At 46.7% G+C, this 19345-nt stretch carries 18 protein-coding genes; 14 read left to right on the forward strand and 4 right to left on the reverse strand.

Features of this window, described 5'->3' with window-relative positions; all coding sequences use genetic code 11:
- The 3 genes from AB4Z30_RS21145 to AB4Z30_RS21155 all read right to left on the reverse strand — a co-directional run.
- A partial coding sequence (locus AB4Z30_RS21145) for a hypothetical protein (protein ID WP_441929442.1) occupies positions 1 to 244 on the reverse strand: 244 nt, incomplete at its 3' end.
- 87 nt (positions 245 to 331) lie between these two features.
- A complete protein-coding gene (locus AB4Z30_RS21150) occupies positions 332 to 994 on the reverse strand; it encodes a transcriptional regulator (protein ID WP_441929443.1) in 663 nt (220 codons plus the stop codon).
- A 465-nt stretch (positions 995 to 1459) separates the two neighbouring features.
- Complete coding sequence (locus AB4Z30_RS21155; protein ID WP_441929444.1) at positions 1460 to 2650, reverse strand: cation:proton antiporter; 1191 nt, start codon at positions 2648 to 2650, stop codon at positions 1460 to 1462.
- Positions 2651 to 3036: 386 nt separating this feature from the next.
- Here AB4Z30_RS21155 and AB4Z30_RS21160 point away from each other — a divergent pair, with 386 nt between their 5' ends.
- The 6 genes from AB4Z30_RS21160 to AB4Z30_RS21185 all read left to right on the forward strand — a co-directional run bounded on the left by AB4Z30_RS21160 (position 3037) and on the right by AB4Z30_RS21185 (position 7147).
- Positions 3037 to 3621 carry a DUF420 domain-containing protein gene (locus tag AB4Z30_RS21160; RefSeq protein WP_441929445.1) on the forward strand — a complete coding sequence of 195 codons (585 nt, stop codon included), beginning with the start codon at positions 3037 to 3039 and terminating at the stop codon, positions 3619 to 3621.
- Between the two features lie 176 nt (positions 3622 to 3797).
- Positions 3798 to 4541: a 2,3-diphosphoglycerate-dependent phosphoglycerate mutase gene (gpmA, locus tag AB4Z30_RS21165; RefSeq protein ID WP_441929446.1), complete on the forward strand. Its 744-nt coding sequence runs from the start codon at positions 3798 to 3800 to the stop codon at positions 4539 to 4541.
- 339 nt (positions 4542 to 4880) lie between these two features.
- Positions 4881 to 5060, forward strand: coding sequence for a hypothetical protein (locus AB4Z30_RS21170; protein WP_441929447.1), 180 nt, complete (start codon positions 4881 to 4883; stop codon positions 5058 to 5060).
- Positions 5061 to 5322: 262 nt separating this feature from the next.
- Complete coding sequence (locus AB4Z30_RS21175; RefSeq protein WP_441929543.1) at positions 5323 to 6231, forward strand: aldo/keto reductase; 909 nt, start codon at positions 5323 to 5325, stop codon at positions 6229 to 6231.
- Positions 6232 to 6386: 155 nt separating this feature from the next.
- On the forward strand, positions 6387 to 6713 hold the full coding sequence (locus AB4Z30_RS21180) for a thioredoxin family protein (RefSeq protein ID WP_441929448.1): 327 nt from the start codon (positions 6387 to 6389) through the stop codon (positions 6711 to 6713).
- Positions 6714 to 6964: 251 nt separating this feature from the next.
- The gene (locus AB4Z30_RS21185; RefSeq protein WP_123065904.1) at positions 6965 to 7147 is read left to right on the forward strand and encodes a hypothetical protein; all 183 of its coding nucleotides are present in this window, start codon (positions 6965 to 6967) and stop codon (positions 7145 to 7147) included.
- A gap of 369 nt (positions 7148 to 7516) precedes the next feature.
- Here AB4Z30_RS21185 and AB4Z30_RS21190 read toward each other — a convergent pair whose 3' ends face one another.
- Positions 7517 to 8305 carry an undecaprenyl-diphosphate phosphatase gene (locus tag AB4Z30_RS21190; protein ID WP_441929544.1) on the reverse strand — a complete coding sequence of 263 codons (789 nt, stop codon included), beginning with the start codon at positions 8303 to 8305 and terminating at the stop codon, positions 7517 to 7519.
- A gap of 243 nt (positions 8306 to 8548) precedes the next feature.
- Between AB4Z30_RS21190 and AB4Z30_RS21195 the strand changes: the two genes are divergently transcribed.
- The 8 genes from AB4Z30_RS21195 (at position 8549) to AB4Z30_RS21230 (ending at position 19119) form a co-directional block, all read left to right on the forward strand.
- Positions 8549 to 9181, forward strand: coding sequence for a TetR/AcrR family transcriptional regulator (locus AB4Z30_RS21195; RefSeq protein ID WP_441929449.1), 633 nt, complete (start codon positions 8549 to 8551; stop codon positions 9179 to 9181).
- 145 nt (positions 9182 to 9326) lie between these two features.
- Positions 9327 to 10187, forward strand: a complete 861-nt coding sequence (locus AB4Z30_RS21200; RefSeq protein ID WP_441929450.1) for a transporter substrate-binding domain-containing protein — start codon at positions 9327 to 9329, stop codon at positions 10185 to 10187.
- A 31-nt stretch (positions 10188 to 10218) separates the two neighbouring features.
- On the forward strand, positions 10219 to 10863 hold the full coding sequence (locus AB4Z30_RS21205; protein ID WP_441929451.1) for an amino acid ABC transporter permease: 645 nt from the start codon (positions 10219 to 10221) through the stop codon (positions 10861 to 10863).
- 15 nt (positions 10864 to 10878) lie between these two features.
- Positions 10879 to 11625: an amino acid ABC transporter ATP-binding protein gene (locus AB4Z30_RS21210; RefSeq protein ID WP_441929452.1), complete on the forward strand. Its 747-nt coding sequence runs from the start codon at positions 10879 to 10881 to the stop codon at positions 11623 to 11625.
- Positions 11626 to 11863: 238 nt separating this feature from the next.
- The gene (locus AB4Z30_RS21215) at positions 11864 to 12286 is read left to right on the forward strand and encodes an OsmC family protein (RefSeq protein WP_090924948.1); all 423 of its coding nucleotides are present in this window, start codon (positions 11864 to 11866) and stop codon (positions 12284 to 12286) included.
- Between the two features lie 254 nt (positions 12287 to 12540).
- Entirely contained in the window at positions 12541 to 14331 is a 1791-nt protein-coding gene (locus tag AB4Z30_RS21220; protein ID WP_441929453.1) for a sensor histidine kinase, read from the forward strand.
- The gene (locus AB4Z30_RS21225; protein WP_441929454.1) at positions 14324 to 15931 is read left to right on the forward strand and encodes a response regulator; all 1608 of its coding nucleotides are present in this window, start codon (positions 14324 to 14326) and stop codon (positions 15929 to 15931) included. Before AB4Z30_RS21220 ends, AB4Z30_RS21225 begins: the two co-directional genes overlap by 8 nt.
- A gap of 173 nt (positions 15932 to 16104) precedes the next feature.
- On the forward strand, positions 16105 to 19119 hold the full coding sequence (locus tag AB4Z30_RS21230; RefSeq protein WP_441929455.1) for a glycoside hydrolase family 2 protein: 3015 nt from the start codon (positions 16105 to 16107) through the stop codon (positions 19117 to 19119).
- Positions 19120 to 19345 lie beyond the last annotated feature (226 nt).

Below are 19345 nucleotides of genomic sequence, written 5' to 3' on the forward strand. Positions count from 1 at the left end.
GGAACAACGTCTTCCAAGCGAATCCAACCACTGCACCACGGAACAACGTCTTCCAAGCGAATCCAACCACTGCACCATGGAACAACGTCTTCCAAGCGAATCCAACCACTGCACCACGGAACAACGTCTTCCAAGCACGTCCAACCACTGCACCACGGAACAACGTCTTCCAAGCACGTCCAACCACTGCACCACGGAACAACTGAACCACTGCACCACATTCACTATGTGTATGGTATGACACGCGCTAACACGCGCTAACACTGCACTTGCACTCAGGAACTAAGACTGCGCAGTCGAGACTCGTCCGAGCTACATGCACTTACTCGCTTTACGTTCGTAGAGCATAAGTTCGATACCTCTGATTGCCGCTCGCGACATATATTATTTGTTGGTCTAACAGGCTGCGTAGAACCCTTCTCGTGTGGACGTCAGAGATACGCAGATGTGTTGCCAATTCCAAAGGTGTAAACGGCCGGATTATGCGTCTCGCATACCTTACGGCCTCAGCATCCAACCAGTTCAAGGATGCAGGCGCATCTGAAGCCATAAATTTACCCATGAAAGCGAGCACCAGTTGCTGACACTGTTTTGGCTCGTCTTTGATGGAGAGATAAGCAATCGGCAGAAAAGTCCAATCATCCAATGTTAGCAGACAGTGTCGCCAGCATAAATCTTTGAAACGTCTCACATCAAGATCACGAGCATGAGGCCCGTAACCCTGAATCTCAATCCCGCCCTTCACTCCGTTACCTGGTATGTAGGCAAGATCCAGATAACGATAACCGTTGTGAAAATCCCGAACTTCCCATTCCGGATGCAGATGGTTGAAATTTTTCATGACGGGGAACCAGACGGAGCGCAGAAACTCCAAGGTGCCATGTTCAAGCCCATGTTCAATCCGTGATCGAACGCGGGGGTTGGTTTCTTTTGTGAGCAGTGCTTTGACCCATTCTTCATATGCCTCATCAAAGTTTTGGCTTATTGTGCTCATGGCATGATTACCTCCTAGAAGAGTTAGTGGAAAAATGTAAAAAGCCGCTTTACCCAATCTTTCCTGCCTCCATCATTGGAAGGTTAGAAAAATGGACAAAGCGGCGTGTGCTTCACGACCGATTAATTAATCACCGTCTACTAATTAATATCTATTTACTAACATCTATAGCTGCTTTTTCTACAATAATTCCAAGTATAACCTAGACCCGGTTTTGATGCTACTCCCGCTTACCGCCTGCGCCTACTAAGTTGTGTAGTTTAATTTCATGAAGATTTTAAACCACACGTATGAGTAAGTTCTAAAGAGTGAGTTAAGAGTGAGTTCATTATGGTAAGGATGTCTCGGGCTTAACACAGAAAGTACCGCTTTTACTATGAGTAAGTTTATGTCGGATTGGAAGAACAACCAAGTCGTTTAACCGTTTCTGCTAAAAGGGAGCAACGCTTCCACACCCCTTCATCCTCATCCGTTCTGATGTGAATCCTCGATCCCTTGTTCCACACGTTGTTCACCTTTTTTACGGGCAAAAGTGATTTTCAGCAACGGTGGTGTGACCAGTGTGGTGACAATGACCATGATTACAACGCTGGTAAAATATTCGGAATCAAGTAAGCCAGATGCAAGTCCGGTCGAGGCAATGATAAGCGCAACTTCCCCTCTGGAGATCATGCCTGCCCCAATGGCTATCGAAGAAGAACGGTCAAAACCCGTCAACCGAGCACCTACCCCTCCGCCAAGAAGCTTGGTGACAATGGCAACGATACTGATGACGATGATCAGGCCAATCTGTGAGCCTACGCCCTCGAAAGTTACATTCAGTCCGATGCTGACGAAAAAGACAGGTACAAAGATGCTGTATGCGATTGGTTCCACCTTTTGCTCCACTTCATGCTTGAAGCCAGTTTGAGAAATCGCAATCCCTGCTGCAAATGCACCGATAATCCCTGCAACACCCATCCATTCTGCAAAATATGAAAAACCAAAACAGATGATGAGTCCGGCTGTAATCACCGTTTCCGTAACCCGCAGCGGAGCCATCCATTTCATTATACGTGGTACAAGCAGCCAGCTTGCTGCAACGATGATGACGAAGAACAACAGCTTTTTGCCAATGAGCAAGCCAATAGAAACATCACCGCCACCTGTTCCAAGTACACTCATCATGACAGCGAGCAGTACAACGACGAGCACATCATCGACTACCGCTGCCCCAAGAATGGTGGTGCCTTCACGTGAACCAAGCTGGTTCATATCCTTCAAGGTTTGCACGGAAATACTTACTGACGTTGCGCAGAACAATAATCCAAAGAACAATGCATGAGTCTGTGACATGCCAAAAGCAATCGCTGAACCATATCCTCCGATAAAAGGTAAAATAACCCCGCCCACTGCGACAGCGAAAGCGGACTTCCAGTTTTTCTTCAATTGCTCCAGGTCGGTTTCCAGACCCGCGATGAACATGAGCAATAATACCCCGATCTCGGCCATATAATGCACAAAATCACTTTTATCCACCCAGCCCAGTAGGGCAGGTCCAATAACAACACCCACAATAAGTTTACCCAGCACCGATGGCTGGCCTAACCGAACGGAGAGATCACCGGCTAGTTTGGTGAAGATCAAAATAAGGGCAAGAACTAAAATAAATTCCACAGATGGTTTCTCCTCTCTGATCGCGGCAACCTTAGAATATCCTTTCCCAAGGGAAAACATCCCTGTTCCACCCAATTTGAACATAACAAAAGGCACGGAACAACGATAACAAGTTACCGTTCCGTGCCTGTAAAAGACAAAGAGGGGCCCTTGGTGACAGGCTCCTCCATAGTCGACGCGTATGTGATTAAGTGCATTAATTATACCACAGTTTAAGACTTGGGTAAAATAGTACTCGCTCGAAGAGGCATGAAAACCTCCTAAAACGGGCATTTATACGTAAGGACAGCCTGTTTTTGTTCAGAGTGTTGTCACTTAACAGCCCTGAATTGCCGCGATATAATGATATAGAATACAGAAAGTTAGGATATGAGGAGGATTTTGCATTGGCTAACAAGGAAAGAGGGAACCTGAACACATCATCGAATCAGATCACCCCGACCAGTAATAAAAATTTCGCAGGTATCATTATTACCATCTCCATTCTTGCTAACGTTATCATCTTGTTATTGTTTTTCGCACCATCGATCGGGTACAAAGGCGAGGTTACGTTCGACATTACCGTGTTACCACGCTTTAATGCCGTGTTTAACAGCTTTACCTTTATCTTTTTGCTGGCTGCGCTGATTGCGATTATCAAACGTAACGTCAAGCTGCACAAACGTTTTATTTTAGCGGCCTTTTCAACAACATTGCTGTTCCTCGTCACGTATCTGACGTTCCATTATTTGTCTCCGGAAACGTCCAAGTTTGGCGGCGAAGGCATCGTACGTTCGATCTACTTCTTCATTTTGATCACACACAGCATTCTGGCTGCCCTGATCGTGCCTCTAGCGCTGTTCACGTTAGTATGGGGCTGGACAAACCAGTTGCAGAAGCACCGTAAAATTGCACGTTGGACCATGCCGATCTGGCTTTATGTCAGCTCTACAGGTGTAGTCGTTTACTTGATGATGGCACCGTATTATTGATTTTTGATTTCTTTTTATGCCATTAACGGTTCATAGTATGAATCATGTTCTAACTGAGCTGAAAATGAGATCGGAATGAGCCTAGAATAGCAGTATTCAACAATTACGCGTAGGGCTAATGATGTATAAGTTCGCTGCTTCTGCGGGTAATGTATCCAAGGAAGGAGGGTCACGTGATGTACAGAATAGTATTGATTCGCCATGGACAGAGCATGTGGAACGTGGAAAACCGGTTTACAGGTTGGACGGACGTGGATCTGACTGAGGACGGGTATGGAGAAGCGCGTAAGGCCGGGAAAATCCTGAAAGAGCAGGGGTTTGATTTTGACTGTGCCTACGCTTCAGTATTGAAACGTTCCATTCGTACACTGGATATAGCGCTGGATGAGATGGACCTTATGTGGATTCCGATTGAGAAGACGTGGAAGCTGAACGAGCGCCACTATGGTGCGCTGCAAGGGTTGAACAAGCAACAGACGGCTGTAAAATATGGGGAAGATCAGGTTCATGAATGGCGTCGTTCCATTAACATTTCCCCGCCACCTCTCGAGGAGAATGACGACAGGTATGTGCAGGATCTGGACAAGTACAAGCGTCTCGGTTGCACCATCCCGCGTACAGAGAATTTGATGGATACGTCCAAGCGTGTGTTGGAGTACTGGGATGCAGAGATTAAACCGATGGTTTCTTCGGGAAAAAGGGTACTGATCTCCGCGCATGGCAATACGCTCCGTTCACTTGTCATGCATCTGGACCAATTGTCCGAAGCAGACGTGATGGCGCTCAACATCCCGACAGGCATTCCGCTGGTCTATGAGTTGAACGAAGAGTTGCACCCGACCGGTCATTTTTATCTGACCGCCGATGGCTCAACTTACAAGCATGAAGAGATGAGCCAGGTAGCCCGACCATCGGACTGATGACAAGAGGTTAAGGCAATAGCAACTCAATAAAGTATATGAAACCACTACTTGATTCCTAATAAGCTCCTAGCAGGCTCATATGAATTCAAAACAAAGTCCTGAATCGCTTATATAGGCTCACGTTAAGGAGCATAATAACGAGCAAAAGATGATCACCGAACCATTCTTCATTTCGGTGATCATCTTTTTTGTTCTGCCGAATCGAAACATCAGAGTGATCCAGTTGGAGAAACGTTTTATTTTTACAGGCAAGCTTGGATATCGTTTCGTTTGTGCTATATCGGGTAAAATTCAAACAAGACACAATGTACATGAATGCAAAAGGAGGAGAGTTACATGTCGAAACGCAAATTGCTTATGACGGCGATTGGTGCTGGCGTAACGTATCTGATGAGGAATAAACAGGCCAGGGACAAGGTCATTAGCACCGTATCCAATATGGTGAAAAAGAACGGATCATCAGCTCGTACCGCTAGACCGCGGGTGGAGGTTAGCAACCAAGAGTGGAGAAATTGAGTGATACCTCAATTAACTTGAGTTACACAAAGGTAAATATATAAGTAGCTTGCATGTACTTACTTGCTACTTGCAAGCGCATATGGTGAGCAACATCAGAGAGACCTGGGACGATCGTTCCGGGTTTTTCTGTTGTGTTGCCTGAGCGTCACGGGGAATGGGGCACCTATGCGATTTTTTCCAGCAAGAATGATACAATGAGTACTTGCAGAACGTATAGAGAGGAGATGCACTTATGGAAAATGGTCGTTTGCACACAACCATGAAAAGAAATCGTTTGGGCACATCCGAATTATTGGTGGGGGAGATCGGACTGGGCTGTATGTCGCTCGGAACGGAACTGAAACCTGCGGTGGAACTGATTCACGAAGCGCTGGATCTTGGGGTTAATCTGCTGGATACAGCCGATCTGTATGATTCCGGACGGAACGAAGAGATCGTGGGACAAGCGATCAAAGGGCGCCGGGACCAAGTCATTCTGGCAACCAAAGTGGGTAACCGCCGCATTCCTGGGAAGGAAGGCTGGTCATGGGACCCGTCCAAAGCTTATATTAAACAGGCCGTGCATGAAAGCCTCAAACGACTGCAGACCGATTACATTGATCTGTATCAGCTTCATGGAGGCACCCTGGATGATCCAATCGCGGAGACGATTGAGGCGTTTGAGGAGTTGAAGAAGGAAGGACTTATCCGATACTACGGTATTTCTTCCATTCGTCCTAACGTGATTCGGGAGTATGTAGAGAAGTCGTCCATTGTCAGCGTGATGAACCAATACAGTGTAGTGGATCGCCGGGCTGAAGAGGAAGTATTACCTTTACTTGAGCAAAAAGAAATCAGTGTCATCGCTCGCGGCCCGGTTGCCAGTGGTGTACTGGCAGAATCGGGAACGGCGAAGGCTGACAAAGGATACTTGGACTACACGCCAGAGCAGCTACATCACATTCGCCAAGGCCTGGCTGCGCTGGTCACAGATGATCGCAGTATGGCACAGACGGCCATCCGTTATGCCCTTGCGCATCCTGCCGTTGCTGCTGTCGTTCCAGGAGCCAGTTCCAGAACACAATTGCTGCATAACATGGCTGCTGCTTCATCAACTCCGCTCACCACTGCCGAGATTCAGGTCATACGGGAGCAGAGTCCTGCCAACCGTTACACCCAGCATCGCTAATGAGTGGAAGTGGGGTGCCTGTTTTCAAATGTAACTATTTAAGGTACAATAAAATCAGGTAGAAGCAGTACAAGATAAGAAGCCCGAACCATGAACTGAACCATTTCTACAAAAAGTACAACTATTAACTAGAACGATATAAGGAGAGAATAGATATGGAAAGAATTCAAAGTGAACAGCAATACCGCGACCTGATTAACTCTGATGGCATGACGGTCATTAAATTTGATACAACTTGGTGCCCGGACTGCAAAAACCTGGATCGGTTCATCGGTGACGTTATGGATCAGCACACCGACAAAACCTTCTATGCGTTGGATGCAGAAGAGTTCCAGCCGTTTGCTGATGAGAACGGTGTACGTGGCATTCCAAGCCTGCTGGTGTTCCAGAACGGCAAAAAGCTTGCACATCTTCACAGTAAATGGGCAAAAACCCCTGCGCAAATCTCTGAGTACCTGGAGACCCTTGAATCCAAAGTATAAGACAGATAGTCTTATATGTGACAATTGATATTTATATTGATATAGCTTAATGGACCTTTATAGCGTTTCAGTGCAGACCTCATCCCCTACTTGTTCTCAGACATGTGGGGGATGATTCAGTTCTGACGAGTGTTTATCATTCCATATCCTGTTTCTTTGGCAAGCATCTATATAGCCTTGTTTAGAATTTGTTCAGTATCGTTCGGTATACTTGATAGAACAAACTGAATATTGGAGTGAACAAGAGCCACATGAGCAGAGAAATTATAGATGAGATGCACCAACTAAGCCACAATGACGACCGTCGATATCACTTGTTGATGATGGGTGTTAAACAAATGTTACATGAACAGAAGCTGAATAGATATCGCTGGCTGGGGAGACTCAAGGAGCGAAGAAGACAACGAAGCATTCAGGCTGATCGATGGGAGTAACGATCTAACATCCTGAACATGCTATAGAAATATGATGGTACATGTACATATTAAGTGATAGCAAAATGGCAGCCCTGCTTCCGTGAGGAAGACAGGGCCGCCATTTTCCAATTTGAATCAATGGATCTGTTTGATGTTGATAAAAATTGAACCGTGTTTACACAGAAACGGAGAGGACAGAAAAAACCTGAAAAGCGAAGCGGTCGCCTGAAAGCTTTCTGAGAGAAAGCTACATCGGAAGCATACGCTTATCACCGGATTTTCCCTTTGCGAAAAGGGAATCAAAAAAATCTGGGGATAACAGCGGTTGGAAGGTTATTCTGTCATCGGAGTGAGATGTGTAAACTCATTTTGTTCATTTGACACTAGTTACATCATTAAGATCACGAAGAATACAGCTGCCAGTACAAAACGGTACACAGCGAAGACAGTCAGGCTCAATCTTTTTAAAATAGACAGGAAAGTCTTAATCGCCAGCATGGCAACGATGAACGCAGCGATAAATCCGATCGCAAAGATGAGAAAATCATCGCTCTTCAGATGATCAATGCTCTTGTACATATCATATCCCGTAGCACCAATCATAATTGGAACGGACACGAGGAAGGTGAACTCTGCCGCAGCCACCCGGCTGATACCGGCAAACAAGCCGCCCGAGATCGTAGAGCCGGAACGGGAGAAGCCTGGCCACAACGCCAAAATCTGAAACATACCCACAGCAAAAGCTTGTTTATAGGTAATATCATCAACGTCATGTGTGGTAATCCGTGAGCTCTTATGGCTCCAGCGTTCAGCTACGATCATCAATATACCACCGATCACAAGGCTGTACAGTACGGTTTGCGGACCAAACAAGTGAGCCTTGATCCAGTCCCGGAACACAAGTCCGATGACAACAGCAGGAACCATCGCCAGAATGATATGTCCCAGATTGAGGCGGCGGGAATATGGCCTTTTGCCCCCAGTGAAGCGAAACATATCAATGAATTTGTTCCAGTACAGTACAACAACAGCCAGTACAGCACCAAGCTGGACAACCACCTCAAACGTTTTGACTGACTCGTTGTCCTCTGATAGACCCAGCAGGTGAGCTGTCAGAATCATGTGTCCGGTAGAGGACACGGGCAAAAACTCAGTCAAACCTTCGATGATGCCCATAATAATGGATGATATAAAGTCCAATTCTCTTCCTCCTTGAAATGCAGATGACAGCCATAAGGCCTGTCCTGCTATGACGATGTCTGTCCTTTCGAACAAGACTATCCTCTATTATGCTCAGAATTGCCTCTCACTTCAACTCTATGCTTGTAACCCATTGTTTAAAACTATATTGACAAAAACCTAGTTATCCCATAGGATATATATTAACTGACTGACTGATCAATCGGGAGGGCTTGAAGAATGGCTAAAAATAGCGGTTTGGAACCCGGTGAAGAACGCCGGGACCAAATTATTCGTATAGCGATGGAACGATTCGCAACTCAAGGATATCATCAGACGAAAATCTCAGATATTGTTCGCGAAGCTGGAGTCGCTCAAGGCACCTTTTACTGGCATTTCAAGAGCAAGGAAGCCATTGCTTCCGAGATTTTGTTAACGGGCAGAGAACAACTACTTGAAGCAATCGGGCAAGGGTATCGAAAGGATGCCGGTTCGGTTGAAGATATGGTGAAGGCCTCGGAGAAGCTGTTTACAAGCTTGTTCACCTTTGCTGCGCAGAACCGATATTTCATGGAGTTGTTGCTTAAGGGGATTGTGACCGAGGAATCCGTCCAAAAGCTAGTTGAAGAGACTCGTAATGCCGTGGAGATAGCGTTCCGCCACAATATGGAGCGAGCGATCGAGCTGAGGATGTTGCCAGCAGACATGAATGTACCCCTGCGTGCAGCACTGCTTGTAAGCATGATCGAAGGCATGATCTCGCGCTGGTTGTTTGGCTCAGAGGAGCTACACAGCCGTTTCGCGGAGATGAGCGCTGCAGCGTTGGCAGCTGAAGCGGCAAGTTTTGAGTTTTACGGCCTGCTCGGTACATAATGTCGGCAGGGCCTGGGGCATTATTTTTCAGGCAAAAGAGGCAGGAAGGATTCACATTTCTACACTTCTTCACATGATTAAGCCAGTCACAGGGAATAATGGAATCACCAAGAGAACATACGATGAATGAGAGGAAGTTAACGTCATGAATAACACATATGGAACTAAAATTCGCAAAGGGTGGCCTATCACCGCAATTCTGCTCATGGTTGTGCTCGTACTGAGTGCGTGCGGTAGCAAACCAGCGGCGGAGAATGGCAATACAAACAATGCAGCACAATCTGGTGGTAACGAACTGGAACAGATCAAATCAGCAGGTGTCATTAAGGTCGGCATGATGGGGACGTATCGTCCATACAACTTCCTGAATGACAAGAAAGAAATGGACGGATTTGATGCGGATATCGCGCGTGAAGTGGCGAAGCGTCTCGGCGTTAAGGTTGAATTTGTATCTCAGGAGTTCTCGGGTCTGACCCCAAGTTTGCAAGCGAAAAAGCTGGATGCGATTATCAGCCAAATGACGATTACCGATGATCGTAAAAAAGTGCTCGATTTCAGTGATCCGTATATCACCAACCAAGTTAAAATCATTGTCAAAGAAGACAACAACGATATTACGAAGCTGGAAGACTTCAAAGGCAAAAAGATCGGTGTAGGTCTGGGCACAAACGATGAGACGTATCTGCGTAACGAAGTGTTGCCCAAAGTCGGAGATTTTACAATTCAAACGTACGATGATGTTATTTCTTCCTTAAAAGACCTAAATGCCGGACGGATCGATGCAACGATCAACAACTTGTATGCGTTGAAACCGATTATAGATGCAAATGGATTCAAAATTAAAGCTGTTGGCGAAGCAATCAAGAGTGACCAGGCTGGTATCGCGGTGCGTAAGGACAACCCTGAGCTTGTAGCGGCATTGAACGATGCACTGAAAGGCATGAAGGATGACGGCACGTACAATACAATCTTCAAAAAATGGTTTGGTGAAGAGCCTGCGCAATAATGAACTGGCAAGGCGAAGGGAAGTTTGATCCATGGAACTGGTATTCGAGAATATCCCCTTCTTTCTGAAGGGGGCTTATTATACGCTTTATGTCACGGTGATCTCTATGTTTTTTGCCTTTATCATCGGGGTGCTGGTAGCTATTGCTAGGCTTAAAGGCCCCATATGGTTAAGGCTGATCGCCAGATTTTATGTATCCATCATGCGGGGCACCCCGCTGCTGGTGCAATTATTCGTTATCTATTACGGGCTTGTGGATTACGGCGTAACCCTCGGGTCTCTAACGGCCGCATGTCTTGGGCTCAGTCTGAATGCGGGGGCATTCCTGTCGGAAACGTTTCGCGGTGCGATTCAAGCTGTACCGAAAGGGCAAACGGAAGCTGCATACGCTACGGGTATGACTCCGGCTCAGGCAATGAGACGGATCATTTTCCCGCAGGCTGTGCGCATTGCCATTCCACCGATGGGGAATACCTTTATTGGTATGCTCAAGGAAACATCGTTAGTCGCTGCAATTGGAGTTACCGAACTGTTGCGTTCTGCACAACTTTTGGTATCGCAGTATGCGGTCAACATGCCATTTTATCTGGCAATCGGCGTGATGTATTGGATAATGAGCATCGGCTTCTCGGCCATTCTGGAACAAGTGGAGCGCCGGCTTGCCCGGGCTTACTAAAGGGGGAGAGAACCGATGATTACTACAACCGGACTGACCAAACGTTTTCAAAATCATGAAGTGCTCACCAATATCGATATGCATGTAGATGCGAAGGATATTGTTGTCTTGCTCGGTCCCAGTGGCTCAGGCAAAAGCACCCTGCTACGCTGTCTTAATGGACTCGAACAGTTGTCCGGCGGACAGATCGAAGTGAACGGTATTGTGGTAAACAGCGCAGATCCGCTGCGTGTTCAACGTGCCCGGGTACTGGAGATTCGTCGCCAGACCGGCATGGTATTCCAGCAGTTTAACCTGTATCCGCACAAGACGGTGCTTGGCAATGTGATGGAAGGGCTTGTGACCGTGAAAAAAATCAAGCGGGACGAAGCCGTCGAACGCGGACGACTTTTGCTCGATCGTGTGGGCCTGTCGGACAAGCAAGATGCGTATCCTTCCCGTTTATCGGGCGGACAGCAGCAACGCGTAGCCATTGCACGGGCACTGGCAATGGAACCGGAAGTGATGCTGTTTGACGAACCGACCTCGGCCCTTGACCCCGAACTGGTTGGAGAGGTGCTGTCGGTGATGAAAGAGCTGGCGCAGGAAGGCATGACGATGCTGGTTGTGACACATGAGCTGAAATTTGCCCGGAACGTGGCGAACAAAATCGTCTTTATGGCGAAGGGTTCTATTGTAGAGACCGCAAGCCCTGAAGCATTTTTCGAACATCCGGCGCAAGAGCGTACGCGTCAATTTCTGCGGCAGATTACCGAGTTTTAAGCTACCCGAAAATAATTCTTGAACATTTTTTTACACTTTAACGGAGAGGACAGAAAAAACCTGAAGAAGCGAAGCGGTCTGAAAGCTTTCTGAAGGAAAGCTACATCGGAAGCATACGCTTATCACCGGATTTTCCCTTTAAGAAAGGGAATCAAAAAATCTGGGGATAACAGCGATTGGAAGGTTATTCTGTCATCGCAGTGTATGTGTAAACTACTATAGAAAGAAGGAAAACATCATGAATGTAACAACAGTATGGAAGGGAAAACGAGCGTTTACCTCCGAAGGACCTTCAGGGTATGCGGTAGGCATGGATGCCACAGCGGCATATGGTGGTGACAGCCAAGGCGCTACGCCGATGGAATTGTTACTCGCTGGTCTAGGCGGCTGCATGGGAATCGATATTACAATGATTCTGGATGCTTTTCTGGACAAGATCGATTCGATTGAGATTGAAGCACAAGGCACACGCAGTGAGGATATGCCCAAAGGGTTCACGTCCATTGACCTGATTTTCAAAGTAGACGGCGATATCCCGGATTACCGGATCTGGAAAGCCATCCAGATGGCAGAAGAGAAATACTGCGCCGTTTCTGCATCACTGAGCGCAGATATTCATCCGAAGCTGATTCTTAACGGTGTAAGCACTCCTCGTCCTTAAGATAAAACGTGAACGTTATATCAAAAAAACATTTTAAAGCTACGTGAAGGCATTCCTAATCAGGGGTGCCTTTTTGGCATCTGCATATTTTGGATTACTAAACCAGGCGACTGTAACAACAACGTCCTATATCTCCTTTTTAATGTCAAATCGTATACTTCATTTATGTGGTATGATGGATGCGCAGGTGCCAACGATCTGTTTCTCATGATTCAAAGTTGTAAGCGCTTATATAGATAACGGAAGGTGCGGATATGTTAAAACGGCTGATTCGTATTACAAATGATCTCAAATTAAAGCATAAATTGCTCATTTCATATGTGCTTGTTGTCATGGTTCCAGTACTGATAATTGGTCTCGCAGTGACCAGTTATTTTCGTCAGCAAGCGCTGGATAATGCCATTGGGCAAACGATCATCAATGTGGATAAAATTAAAAGCCAGACGGCAACGATGCTTCGCGTGCCTACAGACATATCCAACTTGCTCATGTTTAACACCGATCTCAAGGAGATTGTGAATCGACAGTATAAGAGTGTGGTGGAGCTGACTTCGGCTTACCTCGCTTATAAAGATTTTCAGGAATATCGGCGGTTATATCGGGAAATTGCAGGGATACGTTTTTACTCGACGAACCCGACATTGATCAACAATCTGGAATTTATTCCGGTCAATGAACGAACCAAGGAGAGATACTGGTATAAGGAAGCGCTGAAAACAACGAGTATTGGCTGGTTTTATATCCCTGGTAATGAAGATAATCCGGTTCACAGGCTCAGTCTGGTGCGTAAGGTTCCTTTTGCCGAGTATAAGACCGAAGGTGTACTGATGGTTGTAATCAATCAGGAAGAACTCAATGGTTTGCTGCGTCAGGAGCAGTTTGAAACGCTGATTACGGATGAGCAGGGTTACGTCGTTGCCGCAAAAAATACCGAACTGGTCGGGAAAACGCTGGACGAGCTTGATTTTGGAGTAGACCTCCAGAGCCAACCTAAAGGAACCATTGAAGCTGATTTCCAGGGTGAACCCTCGAATATTGTCATTGATGAACTGGGCCCGGGATCGAGCTTCAACAAGCTGAAGGTTATCTCGGTGTTTGCGACCAAAAATATCGTGAAAGATGCCAACCAGATCAGCCAGATCGGCATGATTTTTATTACCTTGGTGCTGGTAATTGCGTTGCTGCTGGTGTATATCATTTCTTTCCTCACCTCGAACCGCTTGCTCCGGCTCAGTAAACATCTGAACAAGCTGGCTCTTGGAGATTTGAACGTCACCTCTCGCATTGACGGGAATGATGAGATCGGTCAATTATCACGTCAGTTTAACTACATGGTTAAAAGTATTAACGAACTGATGACCCAAGTGGTCGAAACAACAGAACAGAACAACCAATTGGAAATCGCCCAGAAAGAGATTAAACTGAAAATGATGGCCAGCCAGATTAATCCTCATTTTTTGTTTAACGCGCTTGAATCCATTCGCATGAAGGCTCATATCAAGGGAGAAGCGGAGATTGCGAATATTGTCAGGTTGCTTGGCAAGCTGATGCGGAAAAGCCTGGAGATTGGTAGCGGCAAAACGACCTTCCGGGCGGAACTGGAAATGGTGCGTTCCTATCTGGAGATTCAGAAGTTTCGATATGGGGACAGGTTAGCCTTCGAGATTCATCTGGACCATGAGGTGGAGAGGATGTATATCCCGCCTTTGATTATTCAGCCGATTGTGGAAAACGCCATTGTGCATGGACTGGAGAACAAAGAAGGAACCGTGCGGGTTCATATTCTGATTTGTATGGTGGATCGCATGGTCAAGGTAGAAGTGAAAGATGATGGAGCGGGCATTACGCCGGAACGACTTGCAGAAGTGATGCAGTTTGTCAGCGGCCCTGAGGAGGAGGAGAAGAGCCGGATAGGCATGCGGAATGTGCATCAACGTTTGACTTTGACATACGGGGAAAATGCCGGGTTACAGATTAATAGTGTGTACGGGGAAGGAACAGAGGTTTCTTTCACCTTGCCAGCAGGAGGGAACCAGCATGTATAAAGTATTGTTGGTAGACGATGAACCAAGCATTCGCGAGGGATTGACCACGATTATCGATTGGGAAAAATACAGCTTCCAGGTCATGGCTACAGCCGGAAGCGGGCGCGAGGCCATCGCCTGTTTCAACGAAATCAAGCCGGACCTGACCATTATTGATATACGGATGCCAGGCATGACTGGCCTGGAAGTCATCGAAGAGATCCGCCAGCGTGAACCGGAGGCACATTTTCTGATTTTGAGCGGTTACGCTGACTTTGATTATGCCAAAAAAGCGATCAGCTTCGGCGTTGACGGTTATCTGCTAAAGCCGGTTGACGAAGAAGAGATTATCGCTGAGCTCGAACGTATTGCGGGACAGCTTCATCAGGAACGGGAGATGCAGGCTCGCCACGCCGGAGAAGATACTGCGTACAGGGAACATCAGATAGACGCGCTTCTGCTTGATTCTCTGCAAGGTACCGGGAGCATGGAAGAAGACAGCCTTGGACTTCATTGGCCTCAATATCAAGTGATTTTACTGGAGATCCATGCGGCGCTTGACTTGCAGCGGGGAAATGAAATGAAACGCAAACTGATTGAAGCATTTGATCAGAAGAATAGAGGTATCGTATTTTCATACCATTCCGGCTTGGGGTTATTAATTCAAGAAGCAGTTACACAGGACTCATCGGCACAAAGCCTCTATGATGAACTGCAAGCATTGCTTGCAGAATGGAACGTGCACATGTATGCTACTGCCGGAGAGCCGGTACAGTCTACCACGGATATTGCCAGATCGTATACACAGGCAAGCAGCCTTCTTGCAGAACGTTTTCTCTTCACAGAGGAACGGATCAAACGCTGGGATGAAGGGCGGCTTACTCCTTCTAGTACAGAGGAAAACGGTGTTGTAACTGAAAAGGACGGATTACAGGAGCCTGACGAAGTTGAACTGGCGGACAAGCTATATTATGCCTTGGATATTCGCAGTAGTGAGTCTGTCATGCGTGTGCTTGGAGAGCTGCAGGAGTGCCTTGTCCCGTATCACTGGACGGAGCAAGCAATCAAAACGGCATTCTCTCAAGTGTTCTCGCTCGCATTCAACAAACTTGCTGCAGCGAATCAGCACATGCAATCCATTATGCAGGATCATTCCGTGCTGATTAATGAAGTCTATCATCAGTTTACGATGGCTGATCTGAAAGCGATGGCGGCGGAGCATTTGAATCGTCTGATTCAACGCATGGGCGGTGGCAGTACGGATACGGTGATGAAACAGATGATTGATTTTATTCAGCGTAATCCGGGGGAGAATCTGAAGCTGGAGGTTCTGGCCGAGGTGTTTAATTATAACAGCAGTTATTTGGGGAAATTGTTCAAGAATCACACCGGCGAGTCTTTTAACGCCTTTCTGGATAAAGTTCGGATTGAGAAAGCAAAAGTATTACTTGATGAAGGGTTAAAGGTTCATCAGGTGGCTTCAAGAGTGGGATATGCCAATGTGGACTATTTTCACGGTAAATTCAAGAAATACGTCGGCGAATCCCCTTCCGCATATAAACAATCCAGATCGCAATCTCTTGCGAGGGAAACGAATCATTATGACAACGAAGATGAATAACCACGGTGATCCGGGGAGTTGCTGAATACATTTATTCATCGACCCTCTCTGGGCTGGGGATTAACATAATATAATCCATGCACTTCAGTAATAAGCAACGGTTCGTGAATGCCTGACACCTTAGACTAACTGTACAAAGTACAAGAGTCCAGATGAAGGGATGGCTGCAGGATATGGATCAAACGGATTTAGATGCTGTACGTTACACGATCAACTTGAACGGACCCTGGCAATTTCAATTAGTTGAGCCGACTGGAGAAGCAAGAGAACGAGGGAACGCTTCGCCATGCAACCCTCCACACAAGGATGATACCTTATGGAATACCATTCAAATTCCGGGATCATGGGAAGAGCAGGGGTATGGGGAAGCACCAGGGTATGCCAGAATCGACACATGGACCAAAATTCGTGAGTATGAAGGATCAGCTTGGTATGCACAGGATATAGATGTTCCCCCTGATGCTCAGAACGGGTACTATGTATTCAGATTGAAAGGCGTGCGTTGGACTTCAAGGCTCTGGTTCAATGGGTATGAAGCAGGTGAGAGGGATAGTCTGCTTACAGAACAGACGTGGGATGTAACGGATTGGGTAAAGCCTGGGGAGATCAACCGTGTCGAGATTTGGGTCGATAATTCGATGAAGCTACCTCTCGCGGGCAGCCACATCCACTCTTTACATACCGCTACGGCCTGGGGAGGTATTACAGGAGGAGCTTTTCTGGAAAGGCTACCGTTGCAGCGAGTGCAAACGATGCGTATCGAACCTGATATGCCCAGCGGAACGATATCGGTTCAGTGCACGGTGAGTCATCTTGCTGGCAACGTCTCAGTAGCACCGCTAAAGTTGCTTATCGATATCCAACATCCTCATGGAGCATGGTTTAAGCCACGACTTTATGATATACAGAATGCCGAGAAGCGTGTAAATGTCGGTTCACTTGATCCGGGGAGCGACGGTGTGGAAACTGGTATGACTACGGCGTCATATCGGATTGAACTGGAAGCGGAGAGAGTTATCATAGCGTGGAGCGATGATAACCCTGTTTTATATCGGGGAGTGGTTCGTTTGCAGCAAGGCGAACAGGAGCTCGACCGGGTGGAACAGCGGTTCGGTATGCGAGCTTTTGAAGCACACGGCAAACAATTAATCCTGAATGGAACGCCAGTCTTTCTGCGTGGATACGTCGACTGCTGCATTTTTCCGCTTACGGGATATCCGGTTTGGGATTATGAGCATTATGTAAGGCAGTTTCGCATCGCCAAGTCTTATGGCTTCAATCATGTGAGATTACACGGGTGGAGTCCGCCGGAACCGTTCTGGGAGGCTGCCGATGAAGAGGGGATGCTTGTTCAGGCGGAGCTACCGCACTGGTCACGCTTTTATGAGAAACGGGATGTATCAGCCCCTCCTGAAATCCAGACGTATCTGGCACAGGAACTGGATCGGCTATTGGAAACACTGCACCGTCATCCTTCCTTTGTCCTTTTCTCAATGGGCAATGAGTTGATTGGTGCGAACGGGCACCCTGAACTGAATGCGCTGATCGCAAGAGCTCGGGAAAAAGACCCCTCCAGACTGTATACGGATAATACCGGATTTGGACAGCTTCCACCTCAAGGAAGAGAGACCGATTATTTTATTCAGTCCTTCAATTGGCATCCCCCGCTGGAATCCGTTTTGTCAGCTGTGCCGGATACTACGCTGGATTATCATGCGGTTACACAGCTTGCATCACATCCGGTGATCGGGCATGAACATGCACAATTTACGATGTATGTACGTCCGCAGGAACGAGAGAAATATACGGGTGTCCTTCGTCCTACGTGGTTAGATCCTGTCGAAGCGTCGCTTGCACGTAAAGGCATGATGGCAAAGCTGGAACAATATCAGCAGGCAACGGGCACACATCTAATGCGATCGCTTAAAGAAGCGATGGAGCGAGTAAGACGCACGCCAGATGCAGCGGGAATTCAGCTGCTGGATATCCGTGACTTTCCGGGACAGGGGCATGCGACCACAGGTTTTCTGGATGTCTTTTGGGAAGATAAAGGAATTACGACAACAGATGAAGTGAAACAATTTAACGCCGATGTGATTATTCTTCTGGCTGCTAGAGGGCGTACGTACTATGCGGGAGAACTGATTGAAATCAATGTGCTCATATCCCATTATGGCAAAAGGATGTTAGAGTGTGCTGCCATTCACTGGAGACTGGTTACGGATGATGTGACAGTTACTGAAGGAGAATGGAGCTGCGGGGATATCTCATGCGGTTCAGTCATGTCTCTTGGAAGTGTGAAGGTTCATGCACCTAGCGAGGGTGTATCTGCTTTTCGAGTGGAGGCTGAGCTGCGTTGCAATCATGGGGATGATTCGATTCATCCCGGTAGTTCTGATCCTTCTATCGTGCAATCATCTAATCGTGAGGCAGTCGTTACGGTAGCTCAAAATAGTTGGCATGGTTGGTCTTTCCCGATGATGGAAATAGAGAGTGAACGTCATGGGCAGATCAAAATCAAACGGATCTGGAATACGGTAAAGGAATTAGAGCCTCTGTTGGTCGAATCATATCATGATTGTGTAGATCATGTGGATGGCTTCCGCTTGTTAAAACAAGGTCAGCATGACCTGTTAATCGTAAAGTCGCTAACTTCCAATGTGCTGGATGTTCTCTTGAACGGCGGTAGGGTTTGGCTTATGCCAGCTGCAGCGGATCTGTATGATTCGGTGGAAACGAAGTACCTGCCCGTGTTCTGGAATTATCTCATGTTTGCTACCCAGCCGGGCGCTACGATGGGCATGCACATGGAAAAAGAAACGGCTCTTCTCGGAGCTTTTCCACAGGATGGAGCTTCGGACTGGCATTGGTATCATCTTGTGAATGATACGCCGGCCATATGCCTGGATACCATGCAGGGTGCTACACCGCTGATTGAGGTGGTAGATCATTTTCACCGGGCGAAACGGTTGGCATATGCCTTTGAGGCCAGAGCAGGAAAGGGCCGGATTCTAGTATCTTCTTTTCCTTTTACCGATACAGCTTTAATGAAACGTCCGGAAGCCGCTTTTCTTTTTCAAGAGATGTTGTCTTATGTGCGCGGAGAGCTGTTTCATCCGGAAAGCTTCGTTACAGCTGCTGAGCTGTTAGGCGTATTCAAACTTCAGCCTATTCAATTTACATTGTGATCAATAGGAGTCATCGAGGGACCTGAAAAGGTCTCTTTTTTGATGTGTAAAGTATGAGGTAAACGATTTCTAAAAAACGTTTTCGGTATTATCCTTAAAAAAGTTAAAAAACCTTTATATGTGTATTTTAGTGTTAATAAGGTTTTAATATCTCTAATTTTAACGGAATAATGTCTCATTTTAGAGGGGAATATCTAATTTTTATATGATTTTCTCTAAAATCCAG

Origin of the sequence: Paenibacillus sp. 2TAF8 (genome assembly GCF_052114825.1) — a bacterium.
In the GTDB taxonomy this organism is placed as follows: Bacteria; Bacillota; Bacilli; order Paenibacillales; family Paenibacillaceae; genus Paenibacillus.

What these genes read in the sequence shown, in the direction of transcription:
- AB4Z30_RS21150 (WP_441929443.1), bottom strand. Translation starts at nt 994, where the DNA reads ATGAGCACAATAAGCCAAAACTTTGATGAGGCATATGAAGAATGGGTC.
- gpmA (WP_441929446.1), top strand. Translation starts at nt 3,798, where the DNA reads ATGTACAGAATAGTATTGATTCGCCATGGACAGAGCATGTGGAACGTG.
- AB4Z30_RS21170 (WP_441929447.1), top strand. Translation starts at nt 4,881, where the DNA reads ATGTCGAAACGCAAATTGCTTATGACGGCGATTGGTGCTGGCGTAACG.
- AB4Z30_RS21175 (WP_441929543.1), top strand. Translation starts at nt 5,323, where the DNA reads ATGAAAAGAAATCGTTTGGGCACATCCGAATTATTGGTGGGGGAGATC.
- AB4Z30_RS21180 (WP_441929448.1), top strand. Translation starts at nt 6,387, where the DNA reads ATGGAAAGAATTCAAAGTGAACAGCAATACCGCGACCTGATTAACTCT.
- AB4Z30_RS21185 (WP_123065904.1), top strand. Translation starts at nt 6,965, where the DNA reads ATGAGCAGAGAAATTATAGATGAGATGCACCAACTAAGCCACAATGAC.
- AB4Z30_RS21190 (WP_441929544.1), bottom strand. Translation starts at nt 8,305, where the DNA reads ATGGGCATCATCGAAGGTTTGACTGAGTTTTTGCCCGTGTCCTCTACC.
- AB4Z30_RS21195 (WP_441929449.1), top strand. Translation starts at nt 8,549, where the DNA reads ATGGCTAAAAATAGCGGTTTGGAACCCGGTGAAGAACGCCGGGACCAA.
- AB4Z30_RS21200 (WP_441929450.1), top strand. Translation starts at nt 9,327, where the DNA reads ATGAATAACACATATGGAACTAAAATTCGCAAAGGGTGGCCTATCACC.
- AB4Z30_RS21205 (WP_441929451.1), top strand. Translation starts at nt 10,219, where the DNA reads ATGGAACTGGTATTCGAGAATATCCCCTTCTTTCTGAAGGGGGCTTAT.
- AB4Z30_RS21210 (WP_441929452.1), top strand. Translation starts at nt 10,879, where the DNA reads ATGATTACTACAACCGGACTGACCAAACGTTTTCAAAATCATGAAGTG.
- AB4Z30_RS21215 (WP_090924948.1), top strand. Translation starts at nt 11,864, where the DNA reads ATGAATGTAACAACAGTATGGAAGGGAAAACGAGCGTTTACCTCCGAA.
- AB4Z30_RS21220 (WP_441929453.1), top strand. Translation starts at nt 12,541, where the DNA reads ATGTTAAAACGGCTGATTCGTATTACAAATGATCTCAAATTAAAGCAT.
- AB4Z30_RS21225 (WP_441929454.1), top strand. Translation starts at nt 14,324, where the DNA reads ATGTATAAAGTATTGTTGGTAGACGATGAACCAAGCATTCGCGAGGGA.
- AB4Z30_RS21230 (WP_441929455.1), top strand. Translation starts at nt 16,105, where the DNA reads ATGGATCAAACGGATTTAGATGCTGTACGTTACACGATCAACTTGAAC.